10 protein-coding genes and 1 tRNA gene are annotated in these 15828 nt (G+C 64.2%); 2 read left to right on the top strand and 9 right to left on the bottom strand.

The annotated features are described in order from the left end of the window. Positions 1-42: 42 nt before the first annotated feature. From CSC73_RS14385 to CSC73_RS14425, 9 genes are all read right to left on the bottom strand, one after another. Positions 43-135, bottom strand: a tRNA-Ser gene (locus CSC73_RS14385). A gap of 79 nt (positions 136-214) precedes the next feature. Then, complete coding sequence (gene csrA, locus CSC73_RS14390) at positions 215-427, bottom strand: carbon storage regulator CsrA (RefSeq protein ID WP_163841498.1); 213 nt, start codon at positions 425-427, stop codon at positions 215-217. Between the two features lie 145 nt (positions 428-572). After that, complete coding sequence (gene alaS / locus CSC73_RS14395) at positions 573-3221, bottom strand: alanine--tRNA ligase (RefSeq protein ID WP_163841499.1); 2649 nt, start codon at positions 3219-3221, stop codon at positions 573-575. Positions 3222-3332: 111 nt separating this feature from the next. Continuing rightward, positions 3333-3866 carry a recombination regulator RecX gene (gene recX, locus CSC73_RS14400; RefSeq protein WP_163841500.1) on the bottom strand — a complete coding sequence of 178 codons (534 nt, stop codon included), beginning with the start codon at positions 3864-3866 and terminating at the stop codon, positions 3333-3335. A gap of 51 nt (positions 3867-3917) precedes the next feature. Continuing rightward, on the bottom strand, positions 3918-4952 hold the full coding sequence (recA, locus tag CSC73_RS14405) for a recombinase RecA (protein ID WP_163841502.1): 1035 nt from the start codon (positions 4950-4952) through the stop codon (positions 3918-3920). A 207-nt stretch (positions 4953-5159) separates the two neighbouring features. Continuing rightward, positions 5160-5795, bottom strand: a complete 636-nt coding sequence (gene lexA, locus CSC73_RS14410) for a transcriptional repressor LexA (RefSeq protein WP_163841503.1) — start codon at positions 5793-5795, stop codon at positions 5160-5162. Positions 5796-5832: 37 nt separating this feature from the next. Beyond that, the gene (locus tag CSC73_RS14415; RefSeq protein ID WP_163841504.1) at positions 5833-6858 is read right to left on the bottom strand and encodes a hypothetical protein; all 1026 of its coding nucleotides are present in this window, start codon (positions 6856-6858) and stop codon (positions 5833-5835) included. A 6-nt stretch (positions 6859-6864) separates the two neighbouring features. After that, positions 6865-7362 carry a CinA family protein gene (locus tag CSC73_RS14420; RefSeq protein WP_163841506.1) on the bottom strand — a complete coding sequence of 166 codons (498 nt, stop codon included), beginning with the start codon at positions 7360-7362 and terminating at the stop codon, positions 6865-6867. A gap of 145 nt (positions 7363-7507) precedes the next feature. Further along, positions 7508-10081, bottom strand: a complete 2574-nt coding sequence (locus tag CSC73_RS14425) for a TonB-dependent receptor (protein WP_211840895.1) — start codon at positions 10079-10081, stop codon at positions 7508-7510. Between the two features lie 336 nt (positions 10082-10417). Here CSC73_RS14425 and mutS point away from each other — a divergent pair, with 336 nt between their 5' ends. Further along, a complete protein-coding gene (mutS, locus tag CSC73_RS14430; RefSeq protein ID WP_163841686.1) occupies positions 10418-12988 on the top strand; it encodes a DNA mismatch repair protein MutS in 2571 nt (856 codons plus the stop codon). Between the two features lie 404 nt (positions 12989-13392). After that, positions 13393-15639 carry a catalase/peroxidase HPI gene (katG, locus tag CSC73_RS14435; protein WP_163841509.1) on the top strand — a complete coding sequence of 749 codons (2247 nt, stop codon included), beginning with the start codon at positions 13393-13395 and terminating at the stop codon, positions 15637-15639. The last annotated feature ends 189 nt before the right edge of the window (positions 15640-15828 follow it).

Here is a 15828-nt window from a genome sequence, read left to right on the forward strand (position 1 = left end):
CGGACACAAAAAAAACCCTGAAAATCAGGGTTTTTTTGCTAGTGGCGGAGAGTGAGGGATTCGAACCCTCGATAAGGCTTTTGACCCTATACTCCCTTAGCAGGGGAGCCCCTTCAGCCGCTCGGGCAACTCTCCGGGATTTCGAAGCGGACAGCAATGCACCGCCTCAGCCGTTTAGGATACCGGCTGACAGAGGTGACGGCAAACGAAATCGTCAGCTGGATGAGCTGCTTTCTGCGGGTTGCGCGGGCGCGTTGGCATCTTCACCGCGTTGGATGCGCTGATAGATTTCTTCGCGATGCACAGCCACGTCCTTGGGCGCAGTGATGCCAATGCGCACCTGATTGCCCTTGACGCCCAGCACGGTCACGGTGACCGAGTCGCCGATCATCAAGGTTTCGCCAACTCGGCGAGTCAAAATCAACATTTAATTTGTCTCCTTAATCCGGCAAGAGTAGTGCCGGGAGGGCGTTTTAGCCTTAACGGAGGCGTAAACGCTTCCTGATTCATTCATCAACGTGAAACATGGTAACGGCCGGCCACTAGGACCCGCAAGCTCGCGTTTCGTGGATTTAGGGCCGTATCCGTTGGGCTACCCAAGCCGGAACGTCCGCCAGCGCCGAGGCAAGGGCGGGCCCGTCCTCACCACCACCCTGGGCGAGATCCGGGCGGCCGCCGCCCTTGCCCCCGGTCTGACTGGCGATGTGCGCCAGCAGTTCCCCCGCTTTGACCCGGCCCATTGCGGAGCCGTTCACCCCGGCCACCAGCGAAGCCTTGCCCTCGGCTGCTCCCGCCAGGACGATGACCGCATCGCCCAGCTGCTGCTTGAGCCGGTCCATGGCGTCGCGCAGCGCCTTGGCGTCGAATCCTTCCAGCCTGACGGCCAGCACGCGCACGCCCTCGATTTCCACCGCCGAGCCCGCCAGATCCGCAGTGGCACCGGAGGCAGCCTTGGCCTTCAGGCTTTCGAGTTCGCGCTCCAGCTTTTTCTGGCGCTCGGTCAGCTGCCGCACCTTCTCGACCACCTCGCCAGCGCTGCCGCCCAGCAGGGCCGCCGCTTCCTGCAGGCGCTGTTCTTCGGCGGAAACCAGATCGAGCGCGCCCTGCCCGGTCACCGCTTCGATGCGGCGCACGCCCGACGACACGCCGCCCTCGCTTACGATCTTGAACAGGCCGATATCGCCGGTGCGGCCCACGTGGGTGCCGCCGCAGAGTTCGGTGGAATAGCCGCCCATCTTCAGCACGCGCACATGCTCGCCGTATTTCTCGCCGAACAGGGCCATGGCGCCGAAATCCAGGGCTTCCTGCATGCCCATGTTGTGCACTTCGGCAGCATGGTTGGCGCGGATTTGCGCATTGACGCGGCGCTCGATCTCAGCCAGCTCGGCCGCGGTCACCGGCTGGAAGTGCGCGAAGTCGAAGCGCAGCCGGTCCGGCGCCACCAGCGAGCCCTTCTGCTGCACATGCGTGCCCAGCAGCTCCCGCAACGCCGCGTGCAACAGGTGCGTGGCGGAATGGTTGAGGATGATGGCGGCGCGGCGCGGCGCATCGACCGAACCCAGCACGTGGTCGCCGATCTTCAGGCTACCGGCCGTAACCCGGCCTACATGGCCGTGGAATTGGCCGGCGTATTTCAGCGTATCGCTTACTTCGAACTTGACGCCCTGCTCGGCCAGCACGCCGGTGTCGCCGACCTGGCCGCCGGATTCGGCGTAGAAAGGCGTGCGGTCCAGAATCACCACGGCCTCGTCGCCGGCGCCCACGGAGTCGACCGGGCGTCCTTCCTTCAACAGCGCGGCCACCACCAGTCCGCCGGCATCCAGCGCGTCGTAGCCCAGGAATTCGGTCGGCTTCAACTTCGCCACCAGCTCCGCGGGCAATCCCGAACCGGAAGAGAATTTGCCGGCGGCGCGCGCGGTTTCGCGCTGCTGCTCCATCGCCGCGTCGAAGCCGGCCATATCCACCGACAGCCCGCGCTCGCGCGCGATGTCCGCGGTCAGGTCCACGGGGAAGCCGTAGGTGTCGTACAGGCGGAAAGCGTCCGCGCCGGGAATCACTCCCTTGGCGCGCGAGGCCACGTCATCGAAGATGCGCATGCCCGAGTCCAGGGTTTCGGCGAAGCGCTCTTCCTCGGCCTTCAGGGCGCGCTCCACCAGGTCCTGCGCCGCCGGCAGCTCGGGATAGGCCTCGCCCATCAGCGCGACCAGGGTCGGCACCATCCTGTGGAAGAACGGCTGGCGTACGCCCAGCATCCAGCCATGGCGCAGGGCGCGGCGGATGATCCGGCGCAGCACGTAGCCGCGGCCTTCGTTGGACGGCAGCACGCCATCGACGATCAGGAACGAGCAGGCGCGGATGTGGTCGGCGATCACGCGCAGCGACTTGTTCTCCAGGTCCGCGGTGCCGGTCAGCTCGGAAGCCTTGGCGATCAGGGTCTGGAAGATATCGATTTCGTAGTTGGTGTGGACGTGCTGCAGGATCGCGGCGAGGCGCTCCATGCCCATGCCGGTATCCACACAGGGCGCCGGCAGCGGCACCAGGGTGCCGTCGGGCTGGCGATCGAACTGCATGAACACCAGGTTCCAGATTTCGATGAAGCGGTCGCCGTCCTCATCCGGCGAACCCGGCGGGCCGCCAGCGATATGGTCGCCGTGGTCGTAGAAGATCTCGGTGCAGGGACCGCATGGTCCGGTGTCGGCCATCTGCCAGAAATTGTCCGAAGCGTAAGGCGCGCCCTTGTTGTCGCCGATGCGGACGATGCGTTCGGCAGGGATGCCGACCATCTTGTTCCACAGCTCATAAGCCTCGTCATCGGTGTGGTACACCGTGACCAGCAGGCGCTCCTTGGGCAGCTTCCAGACCTCGGTCAGCAGTTCCCAGGCCCAGGCGATGGCATCTTTCTTGAAATAATCGCCGAAAGACCAGTTGCCGAGCATCTCGAAGAAGGTGTGGTGGCGCGCGGTGTAGCCGACCGAATCCAGGTCGTTGTGCTTGCCGCCCGCACGCAGGCAACGCTGGACGTCTGCCGCGCGCACGTAACTGCGCTTTTCCGCGCCCAGGAACACATCCTTGAACTGGACCATGCCCGAGTTGGTGAACAGCAGGGTCGGGTCGTTGCCGGGCACCAGCGGGGCCGAAGGCACGATGGTGTGGCCCTTGCCACGGAAGAATTCGAGGAAATCGCTGCGGATCTGGCTGCTGCTGAGCTTGGAAGTAGTCATCTGGCTGGCATTTGGCGGGCGGGCACGTCTGAAGTGCCGCGGCACCGACAGGATGCGGACGCGCGCTGGAGCAGACAACCCAATCCGCAAAGGTTAACAGGCCGGAACGGATCAGTCCTGCAGGTCGCCGCGCAAAGCCGACCTGACCGTATCGCCATCAAAGCCGCGCCGGTACAGGAAATCGGCCGCCTTGCGGCGCTGCACCGGGTCGGCCGAAGCCAGTTCCAGACCAAAACGACGGCGGACCAGATCCTGGGCCGCCTGACGCCAGTCGCCATCGAAGGCCTGCATGGCGGTCTCGATGGTGTCGCCATCCAGCCCATGAGTGCCCAGTTCGGCCCGGATACGGATCGGCCCCTGTCCATGCGCGGCCCGGGTGCGCACCAGCAGTTCGGCGAAGCGCGCATCGCTCTGCCACCCGTCGCCAGTCAGCCTTTCAATCGCAGCCGACGCGGCCTCGCTCTCGATTCCGCGCTCGGCCAACTTGCGGGCCAGCTCCTTGCGCGAATGTTCCCTCCGCACCAGCAGGGCCAGCGCCCGCTGCGTAGGCGTCAGTTCCCGCTGCTTGCGCTTGCGGGAACCGGACGGCGGGACATCGGCATCCCGAGCAACGGCATTGGGACCAGCGGCATCTTCTTCCGGCACGTCGACTTGGCTCCTGATCGAAAAAGCGGCGCGTCCTTGCGCCAATCCCGATCAAATCTCTGCGTCCTCTTCGACCTCGTCCGGCTTGACTTCGGTCGGCTGGAACTTGTCTCGCAGTTCGCCTTCCAGGCGCGTGGCGACCTGCGGGTTGTCCTTGAGGTACTGGCGCGAATTGTCCTTGCCCTGGCCGATGCGTTCGTCGCCGTAGCTGTACCAGGCACCTGCCTTGTCCACCAGTTTGGCTTCCACGCCCATGTCGATCAGCTCGCCTTCGCGGCTGATGCCTTCGCCGTACAGGATCTCGGTGACGATCTGCTTGAACGGCGGGGCCAACTTGTTTTTGACCACCTTGATCTTGGTCTGGTTGCCGATGATTTCGTCGCCCTTCTTGATCGCACCGATACGGCGGATATCCAGGCGCACCGAGGCATAGAACTTCAGCGCGTTGCCGCCGGTGGTCACTTCCGGGCTTTGGCCCGGCATCATCGCGCCGATCTTCATGCGCAGCTGGTTGATGAACAGCACCATGCAGTTGGAACGCTTGATGTTGCCGGTCAGCTTGCGCAGCGCCTGGCTCATCAACCGGGCCTGCAGGCCGGGCAGCTGGTCGCCCATTTCGCCCTCGATTTCAGCCTTCGGCGTCAATGCGGCGACCGAGTCGATGACCACCATGTCCACGGCGTTGGAGCGGACCAGCATGTCGCAGATTTCCAGCGCCTGTTCGCCTGTATCGGGCTGCGACAGCAGCAGATCGTCCACGTTGACGCCCAGCTTGGCAGCGTAGATGGGATCCAGCGCATGTTCGGCGTCGATGAAGGCCGCGGTGCCGCCGCGCTTCTGGCACTGGGCGATGGTCTGCAGGGCCAGGGTGGTCTTGCCGGAAGATTCGGGACCGTAGATTTCCACCACGCGGCCCTTGGGCAGGCCGCCGATGCCGAGTGCGATATCCAGCATCAGCGAGCCGGTGGGAATGGCCTCGACCGCTTCGATGATCTGGTCGCCCATGCGCATCACCGAGCCCTTGCCGAACTGGCGTTCGATCTGGGTCAGGGCCGCGGAAAGTGCGCGCTTCTTGTTCTCGTCCATCGTGGTGTCCTTGGTGGTTTGTCGGGTTGAGGGCAATTTAGCGGCCATGGGTCGCACAGGTTGCGACGCGAACTGCCGTGATCGAAATTAACTTTGCAACGCGGACTGGGGCTAGCGGACAACGGCTTGAAGACGTGTCGGAAATTTCCTGTTTGATAAATAAAGCCTTTTTCTTATTGGTGGACGAACGATGGGACGGCTGCGATATCAGCGATTGGGACGCACCAGACCGCAATACAGGCCTTCGATGGCGAAATCCTGGCCGGGCATGACCTCGATCGGCGAATAGTCGGGATTGCGCGGCAGCAGACGGATGCGGTCCTTGCCTATCTTCAGGAGCTTGACGGTGATTTCGTCGTCGATGCGCGCCACCACGATCTGCCCGGAACGTGCGTCCGGGGTGCGGTGCACGCCGATCAAATCACCATCGAAGATGCCTTCATCGCGCATGGAATCGCCCTGCACTTTCAGCAGGTAATCCGGCGCCGGGGCGAAGAAGGCGCGATCCAGCAGCACGAAATCGTCCGAACGTATGTCGGCGCCGATCGGCAGGCCGGCCGCCACGCGCCCCAGTACCGGCAGGCGAAGTGCGTTATCGGGAAGGACGGCTTCAGGCACAGGGATATCGGTATCGTCGTGGACCAGACGGATACCCCGCGCCTGCCCGGGCACCCGGCGGATCGCGCCGGCGGCCTCAAGGGCCTCGATGTGGTACTGGGCAGCGCGCACCCCGCTGAAGCCGAAAGCCTTGGCGATTTCGGCCTGGGATGGCGGCACGCCGTCGGCGCCGATGCGCTCGGCGATCATGGCCAGGATGGCTTGCTGGGTGTCGGTCAGATCCATGGTTAGTAGTAATACTACTAACGAATCTGGAAAGCAACTATTTCGTGATCAAGCCCTTGCCGACGCCGTGCTGCCTCATGAGCCGTCCTTGGACAAGGGTGAAATACAGCTCCAACGGAACAACGAAAACAAACAGCAAGGTTCCGTCGGCGCGATAGGCGTCCCGCAGCAATCGCAACCCAGTCGGGAGTTCCGCGCCTGTCGCGCTCGCCCAATGCTCGTATTGAGGAATGACAAAGATCGCCTGAATCGCAGACACCAATATAGGAAACGCCAATGCAATGAAGACAACCGCAATGGCCGCGCTTTGCCAGACGTACTCGCCGACGAAACCGTTGCGCCAAATGCTCAACAGATCGCTTCGGATGGCTCGCCAATGTCCCCGGTTGAGCCAAGCCGCAATGGCTATGACCAGAAAGCAGGCCGATAACAACTCGTCCAGGACCGACAGCAGCGCTGTCATCCAGGACGTGGAGCCGATGGCAGTCAGCTCTCCCACCACGAAACTGATCAGTGAGGAACCCGCCCAAAACGCCAAGCACATTGCCAGCGCCCGCATTCCCGGCCAACCAGGCCGCCACCAGCGTGCAGGAGCGGTATCGTCGAGCGTGGAAGGATTCAGGCAAAAGAACGGTGTCGCGAAAAAGACGAGCATCGAAACGGCCATTGCGACCAGTTCCAGCCCGTCGTTGTCATGAAGAACGAACGACACCGCGATCCAGCCCACGCACCACAGCACGCCCGGCAACCAGAAAGCCGGCGCGCGCAATGGCCATGCCAGCGCTGCGCGAGCGTGCCCATCGCGGTCCCACCAATTGCGCAATGCGCCTAGCAGCAGTGGCGGCAACATGAAGAAGAGAAATACCGCGAACAGCACCTGCGGATAGGGTCGCACGGTAGCGAATTCCAACAGCTCAAAAGCACCCCGATCAGATTCCATCGTCAGGATACCGGGCATGCCCCAAGTGAGCGCCAGCAAGAACCAAAGCCAGCCAGTGCACCAGCCTCCAGTCAGCGACGCGAATGCGATCCAGCGCCAACTTCCCCGGTTCCAGAGTTTCAATTCCGCTCAGCCCGCCAGCCCGTCCAGCCCCCGCAGCGCCGCCGCCACGGTCTGCCTGCGCACCGCTTCCCGGTCGCCATCGAAGTGGAAGACCTCGGCCCGCGCATAGCCACCACGCCGTTTCCAGCCTATCCACACCGTTCCCACCGGCTTGCCCTCGCTGCCGCCGCCGGGTCCGGCGATACCGGTGACCGCCACGGCGATGCTGGCGCCCGAATTGACCAGGGCGCCGGACACCATTTCTATCACCGTTTCCCTGCTGACCGCGCCGTGGACTTCCAGCGTCTCCGGACGCACTCCCAGCAGCGCCTGCTTGGCCTCGTAGCTGTAGGCGGCCATGCCGCAATCGAACCAGTCGGACGAGCCGGCGATATCGGTCACCGCCTTGGCGATCCAGCCGCCGGTGCAGCTTTCCGCGGTCACCAAACGATGGTGCGTATCGCGCAGGCGCACGCCGAGGTTCTGGGCGAGCGTGAGCAGATCGTGGTCGTTGGGGATGGACATTGGCGGCTTTGACGGCTTTGACGGAATGGCGACGGAGCTGCCGTTGTATCGGAAAAGCAGGCGGCTGTCTGCTACGTGCGCCCACGCCCAACGAAAACGGCCCGCCACTTCCATGGCGGGCCGCTGGTTTTCCGACCTTGCGCGATCAGTACTGGATGCGGAAGGTCACGCCATAGGTGCGCGGTGCGCCCAGGAAGGCGTTGTAGGTATTGCGCGGGTCGTTCGGAGTGGGGCTGGCGGTCTGCAGCGGACCGTCGAAACCCACCTGCACATACTCTTCGTCGAAGATGTTCAGGCCCCAGAATTCCAGCATCCAGCGCTTGCTCTTGGCGCCGATGCCGAAGCGGGCGTTGACCACCGTGTAGGCGTCCTGCATCTTCTCCACGTCCAGATCGGAACCGGTATTGAATTCGGAGGTGTACTTGGCGCCGATGTTGAAACGGCCCACCAGGCTCGCGCCGAAATCCCATTCGTAGGTCGCCGACGCGGTGCCCGACCACTCCGGTGCGAAGCTGGTCTTGTTGCCGGGCAGCTTGTACAGGGCCCCATCCGGTCCCACGAAATCGGGCGTGGGCATTTCGTCGCCGTAGAAGGTGTCGGCGTACATCAGGCCGCCCTGCAGCATCAGGCCCTTGCTGGGCTGCCACAGGATTTCGGTATCCACGCCGCGCGAGGTGACCTTGGGAATCGAACGGACCACGAAACTGGTGCCCAGGAAGCTGTTGAGCTGGAAGTCGTCGTAGGTCTGGTGGAACAAGGTCGCGTTGAGCAGCAGGTTGCCGTCCAGCCAAGTGGTCTTGGCACCCAGTTCGTAGCTATCCACGAACTCGCCGTCGAACGAAGTGTCGTTGACCGGGACGATGCCCTGCCCGCCGCTGGACAGGCCGTTGGAGGTCTGCACGCGATCCAGATTGAAGCCGCCGCCCTTGTAGCCGCGCGCCGCCGAAACGTAGGTCATCACGTGGTCGTTCCAGCGGTAGGCCGCCTTGAGCGTGCCGGACCATTCCTTCTCCTCGCGCTCCTGGTGGGTCGAACGGCCGTTGTGCAGCGCGTTGGCCCAGGGCAGGCAGCTGAAGCCGATGATGTTGCCGATCAGCGCCTGTTGTTGCGCAGCCGGCAGGGAGGCGAACGGAATGCCGCGGGTGGTCAGGGCGGTCGCGATGCGGCCGATGGCAGCCGCGCTGGGCGCGCCGGTAGGACCGAAATACGATGCGCAGGCCGGCGCGCCGTTCGGATTGGAATAGACCGAGTCCAGGGTCTTCTTTTCCCGGGTGTAGCGCAGGCCCAGGGTCAGGTCGAGCGCATCGGTCGCGTGCCAGGTGTTGTTGGTGAACAGCGCCACGCTCTTGGCGTTCTGGTCGTAGTGGTCCAGCGCGCCCAGGCCCGGCGCGAAGGTGGTGCCGAAGGCGCGGCCGGTGGTTTGCGACAGGAACAGCGGAGCGGTCGGCGATGCCGCCAGCGCCGGGTTGATCCGCGCCAGCAGGGCGGTGGACAGGAAGGCTTCGTAACCGGTGCCGATGCTGTAGGAATCGTGCCGGGTCAGATCTTCGTCGGCGTAGAACGCGCCCACCATCCAGTCGATGCTGTCGGTGGCGCCGGTCAGGCGGAATTCCTGGCTGAAGGTCTCGAAGCGGGTCAGCGATTCGTCCTCGTTCGCGTTCCGGTACAGCAGATCGGCGCCGGTGTAGTCGAAGTCCAGCGCATTGATCGACTGCCAGTCGCGCAATGCGGTGATCGAAGTCAGGGTCGCGCCGCCGAACCAGGGCGATTCCCAGTTGACTTCGGCCGAGATGCCCTTGTCCTTCATGTCCTGCTCGGTGCTGCGGTTGCTGTGGGCGATGCGTGCGAACGGATCGGCGACCGTCGGGATGGAACCGGCTCCGCCCACGCCGTTGATGATCGCGGCGGTCGAGCCGACCACGGTCTGCACGGCCGAGCAGCAGTTTTCCTCGCGGCTGGTGAAGTCGCCGATGAAGTTGATGTCCAGGTTGTCGGTCGGTTCCAGCAGCAGCTGGGCGCGGATGGAGTGGAAGTTCTGGTCGTTGTCCTCGTCCACCGTGCGCGGGCCGCGCGAGGGTTCCACATCCAGGAAACCGTCGCGCTTGCGCTTGGTGGCGTAGATACGGAATGCGGCGTTGTCGCTCAGCGCATCGTTGTACGAGCCCGAGACGCCGATGGCGCCGTAGTTGCCGACGGTGATCTCGCCTTCGGCGCTCTGCGAGTAGCTTGGGCGGCGGGTGACGATATTGATCACGCCGGCCGAGGTGTTCTTGCCGAACACGGTGCCTTGCGGGCCCTTCAGCACTTCCACCCGCTCCAGTTCGCCCAGGTCGCCGAAGCCCACGCCGTTGCGGGCGCGGTAGACGCCATCGATGATCACGCCGACCGAAGACTCCAGGCCGGCGTTGTCGCCTACCGTACCGATGCCGCGGATACGCGCGGTGGTCAGGGCTTCGCTCTGGGTACTGGTCACGGTCAGGCCGGGAACCAGCACCTGCAGGTCCTTGATATCGCGCACGCCGGTATCTTTCAGCAGCTGCTCGGGCAAGGCGGTGACCGAAATCGGCACGTCCTGCATCGCCTCTTCGCGCTTCTGCGCGGTCACCGTCATGGTGGCCAGCGTGGTGGGCTCGTCATCGGTTTTCGCCGGCGACGCGGCCTGTTGGGCTTGCGCCTGCGATACGGCAAAAAGCGCTGTGAACACAGCGACTGTCAGCATCTTGTGCTGCGGTTTTGCAACGACCATTGTTATCCCCTCCCAGGGTCATCGAATCGCAAGTTTTTGATAAATACGGTGTTGTTCTGAGTCCCCAAAAATATGTGGTAGTGGACGCTTCCCCACGTCGCCTCCCGAACTTAACACTATCTTTACGATACGGCATTTTGCAGTGCACCCATACCAAGTTTCCCAAATCGGGATGGCCTTAATGTTTCAACCGATTCGCGAGCCCGCCCACGGACCGCTAGACTTCCCCTTCCCCCCAGCTCCGGCCTTGACCTTGATTGTTGATTCCCGACCGTGAGCGATCCGGCGACCCTTACCCATACGCCGCTCATGAAGCAATTCTTCGCCGCCAAGGCGGAGTATCCGGACCTGCTGCTGCTGTTCCGCATGGGCGACTTCTACGAACTGTTCTACGACGACGCCCGCAAGGCCGCGCGCCTGCTGGACATCACCCTGACCCAGCGCGGCAGTTCGGCCGGCGCGCCGATCCCCATGGCCGGGGTGCCCGTACACGCCTACGAAGGCTACCTGGCGCGGCTGGTGGCCTTGGGCGAGTCGGTGGCTATCTGCGAGCAGATCGGCGACCCCGCGCTGGCCAAGGGCCTGGTGGAACGCAAGGTGGTGCGCATCGTCACTCCGGGCACGGTGACCGACGAGGCGCTGTTGAACGAGCGCCGCGACACCTTGCTGATGGCGGTCTCGCGTGGAAAGTCAGGCTATGGGCTGGCATGGGCCGACCTGGCCGGCGGCCGTTTCCTGGTCAACGAAGTCGACAGCGCCGATGCGCTGGAAGCCGAACTCTCGCGCCTGGAGCCGGCCGAGCTGCTGATCGCCGATGAGGAAGGCTGGCCTGCGTTCCTGACCGCGCGCACGGGCCTGCGCCGGCGCGCCCCCTGGCTGTTCGACGCCGACAGCGGACGCCGACAGCTGTTGCAGTTCTTCCGCCTGCACGACCTGAGCGGTTTCGGCATCGATGACCGCCCCCTCGCCACTGCCGCCGCCGGCGCCCTGCTCGGCTACGTGGAGGAAACCCAGAAACAGCGCCTGCCGCACCTGACCGCGATCGCGGTGGAATCGGCGGGCGATGCCATCGCCATGAATGCGGCCACGCGCCGGCACCTGGAGCTGGACACGCGCGTCGATGGCGACACCAGGCACACCCTGCTCGGCGTGCTGGATTCCACCGTCAGTCCGATGGGCGGACGCCTGCTGCGGCGCTGGCTGCACCGTCCGCTGCGCGATCGTCAGGTACTGGGCCAACGCCACCAGGCCGTGGCGGCGCTGATCGAAAGCCGCGCCGACGACGCGCTGCGCGAACGCTTCCGCGCGCTGGGCGATATCGAACGCATCCTCACCCGCGTGGCACTGCGTTCGGCGCGCCCGCGCGATCTGTCGACCTTGCGCGACGGCCTGGCCATGTTGCCAGGCATCCGCGAAACGCTCGCCCCGCTCGATTCCCCCCGGCTGCGGGCGCTTTCGGCCGAACTGGGCGAACACACCGATACCGCGCACCTGCTGGCCGCCGCCATCGCCGAGCAGCCGCCGATGAAACTCAGCGACGGTGGCGTGATCGCCGCCGACTACGATGCCGAACTGGACGAACTTCGCCGCCTGAGCACCCACGCCGACCAGTTCCTGATCGACCTGGAAACGCGCGAACGCGAAAGCAGCGGCATCAACTCGCTCAAGGTCGGCTACAACCGCGTGCACGGCTACTACATCGAGATCAGCAAGGCGCTGTCCGAACGCGCGCCGGTGCACTACACCCGCCGGCAGACGCTGAGCAACGCCGAGCGCTACATCACCGAAGAACTCAAGTCCTTCGAGGACAAAGTGCTGTCAGCGCGCGAACGCTCGCTGTCGCGCGAAAAACTGCTGTACGAGCAACTGCTCGACACGCTGGGCGTAGCGCTCGAGCCGCTGAAGCGATGCGCCTCGGCGCTGAGCGAGCTCGACGTGCTGGCCGGCTTCAGCGAGCGCGCACAGGCCCTGGACTGGTCGCAACCCGAACTGAGCGATAAACCGGGCCTGCGCATCGAACGCGGCCGCCACCCGGTAGTGGAAGCGGTGCGCGAGGAACCCTTCGAACCCAACGACCTGGTACTGGGCGGGGACGATCGCGGCGGCGAACCACGCATGCTGATCATCACCGGCCCCAACATGGGCGGCAAGAGCACCTACATGCGCCAGAACGCGCTGATCGTGCTGCTGGCCCACATCGGCAGCTTCGTGCCTGCCTCGCGCGCGGTGATCGGACCGACCGACCGCATCCTCACCCGCATCGGCGCCGGCGACGACCTGGCGCGCGGACAATCCACCTTCATGGTGGAAATGGCCGAGACCAGCTACATCCTGCATCACGCCACCGAGCAGTCGCTGGTGCTGATGGACGAAATCGGCCGCGGCACTTCGACGTACGACGGGCTGGCGCTGGCCGATGCCGTAGCGCGGCACCTGGCCGCGACCAACCGCTGCTACACGTTGTTCGCCACCCATTATTTCGAACTCACAGCGCTGGCCGAACCCGGCAGCGGTATCGCCAACGTGCATCTGGATGCAGTGGAGCACCACGATAAAAACGGCGGCGATTCGCTGGCGTTCATGCATGCGGTGAAGGACGGCCCGGCCGATCGCAGCTTCGGCCTGCAGGTCGCCGCGTTGGCTGGCTTGCCGAAGACCACGGTGCAACAGGCGCGTCGTCGCCTGGCGGAACTCGAACAACGCGGTGGCGAAAGCCATGCCGCGCAGATGGCGCCGCAGGCATTGGACGCACCGCAACAGTTCGGCCTATTCGCCCCAGCAACCTCTGCGGCGCAGGAGGCACTGGCCGCACTCGACCCCGATGAGTTGACGCCCAAGCAGGCGTTGGAAGCGCTGTACCGCCTCAAATCACTGCTGTAGGTCGGGGCTACGCCCCCGACGTACGGATACCCAAACGACACGAGCGTCGGGGACGTAGCCCCGACCTACGATTGCGCATCGCACCATTGAACGACACTATCGAATTGGTTGCGAAAAACGATTTTCATTAATCGTTCGCATTGGCTAACCTACTGACTGATCGCCAACGTCAAAGGACGCCAGCCATGTGCATCTCCGCAGGAAGAGTTGGCCACCCACCGCTCCTGCCGCGTCCTGATGCCTCGCGAAACGCCGATTTGCCGCCAGCCCGTCATGAGGCTCGCGTATCCACATGCAAGCTGCGCATATGCACCGGAACGTGACCGCATAAAGCGATCGCATCGGATGTTCGCACGCCAAAACAATCCCAAACCGAAAACCCCAACTGCCAGAGGTAAAGAACCATGTCTACCGAAGCGAAGTGCCCGTTCCACCAATCCGCCGGCGGCGGCACGACCAACCGCGACTGGTGGCCCAAGCAACTGCGGCTGGATCTGTTGAACCAGCATTCCGCCAAGTCCAATCCGTTGGGTGGGGATTTCGACTACGCAGAGGAGTTCAAGAAGCTCGACTACCACTCGCTGAAGAAGGATCTGCGCGGGCTGATGACGGATTCGCAGGACTGGTGGCCGGCCGACTTCGGCCACTACGGTGGCCTCTTCATCCGCATGGCCTGGCACAGCGCCGGCACCTACCGTATCCAGGACGGCCGCGGCGGCGGCGGCCGCGGGCAGCAACGTTTCGCACCGCTCAATAGCTGGCCGGACAACGTAAGCCTGGACAAGGCGCGCCGCCTGCTGTGGCCGATCAAGCAGAAGTACGGCCAGAAAATTTCCTGGGCCGATCTGATGATCCTCGCCGGCAATGTCGCATTGGAAACGATGGGCTTCCGCACCTTCGGTTTCGGCGGCGGCCGCCCCGACGTGTGGGAACCCGACCAGGACGTGTACTGGGGCCGCGAGACCACGTGGCTGGGCGGCGACGTGCGCTACGCGCACGGCGACCCGGGCGTGGCGAAAGGTGGCGACCAGGCCGTGCTGGTGTCCGACGACAAGGCCGATGGCGACGCGCACAGCCGAAATCTCGAGAACCCGCTGGCCGCCGTGCAGATGGGCCTGATCTACGTCAACCCGGAAGGCCCCGACGGCAACCCCGATCCGCTGCTGGCGGCGAAGGACATCCGCGATACCTTCGCCCGCATGGCGATGGACGACGAGGAAACCGTCGCCCTGATCGCCGGTGGCCACACGTTTGGCAAGACGCATGGCGCCGGACCAGCCGATAACGTCGGCCCCGAGCCCGAAGCAGACGAGCTGGAGGCCCAGGGTTTCGGTTGGCACAACAAGTTCGGCAGCGGCAAGGGTGGCGACACCATCACCTCCGGCATCGAGGTCACCTGGACCCAGACCCCGACGCTGTGGAGCAACAAGTTCTTCGAGAACCTGTTCGGCTTCGAGTGGGAGTTGGAGAAATCGCCGGCCGGCGCACACCAATGGGTGGCCAGGGGTGCGCCTGAGGACGTGCCGCACGCGCATGACGCCTCCAGGAAGCAGCGCCCGAAGATGCTCACCACCGATCTGTCGCTGCGCTTCGATCCGATCTATGGGCCGATCTCAAAGCGCTTCCTTGAGAATCCACAGTCTTTCGCCGATGCCTTCGCTCGCGCCTGGTTCAAGCTGACCCATCGCGACATGGGGCCGCGAGCGCGCTACCTGGGCCCGGAAGTGCCGAAGGAAGAATTGGTGTGGCAAGACCCGATTCCCACCATCGACCACGCCCTGGTGGACGCAGCCGACATCTCCGCGCTCAAGACGAAGATCGCCGCGTCCGGTCTGTCGATATCCGAACTGGTCTCCACCGCGTGGGCCTCGGCGTCGACCTTCCGCGGTAGCGACAAACGCGGCGGTGCCAACGGCGCACGCATCCGCCTCGCCCCGCAGAAGGACTGGGAAGTGAACCAGCCCGGGCAACTGGCGAAGGTGCTGAAAGCACTGGAACGCATCCAGTCGGAGTTCAACCTGGAAGCGAGCGGCGGCAAGAAAATCTCACTGGCCGACCTGATCGTGCTGGCTGGCGGCGTCGGCGTGGAGCAGGCGGCGAAAGCGGCGGGCAACGACATCAGCGTGCCATTCAGCCCAGGACGTGCGGATGCGCGTCAGGACCAAACCGACGTCGAATCGTTCGCGGTGCTGGAGCCGATCGCCGACGGCTTCCGCAATTACACCAAGGGACGTTACAGCGTGCCTGCCGAAGCGCTGCTGGTCGACCGAGCGCAACTGCTCACTCTTACCGCGCCGGAGCTGACGGTACTGGTTGGCGGCTTGCGCGTGCTGGGTGCGGGTGGCGGCAAGCACGGTGCGTTCACCGATCGACCGGGCACGCTGAGCAACGACTTCTTCGTCAACCTGCTGGACATGGGCACGGAATGGAAACCGGCCTCTGAGGCACGCGAAGCCTTCGAGGGCCGTGACCGCAAGACCGGCGCCACCAAGTGGACCGCGAGCCGCGTCGACCTGGTGTTTGGTTCCAACTCCGTGCTGCGCGCGCTTTCCGAGGTATATGCAAGTTCCGATGCGCAACACAAGTTCGTCAGGGATTTCGTGGCCGCCTGGACCAAGGTGATGAACCTGGATCGCTTCGATCTTGCCTGATCCGGGAGGAGCAGGTTCCTCTTCGGGCATCAGCGCGGCCGACCAACGGCAGGAGGCCAGGCAACATGGAAAGGGCGCGATTTTCGCGCCCTTTTTTGAGCGCCGGCACACCCTTCGCTTCGGCCTGAGGTCAAAGTGTGAGTACAGCCCTGCTCCGAATAGGGATAGCATGGCTGTCCGCTTCATACC

Origin of the sequence: Pseudoxanthomonas sacheonensis, from assembly GCF_010093305.1 — a bacterium.
Lineage (GTDB): Bacteria > Pseudomonadota > Gammaproteobacteria > Xanthomonadales > Xanthomonadaceae > Pseudoxanthomonas_A > Pseudoxanthomonas_A sacheonensis.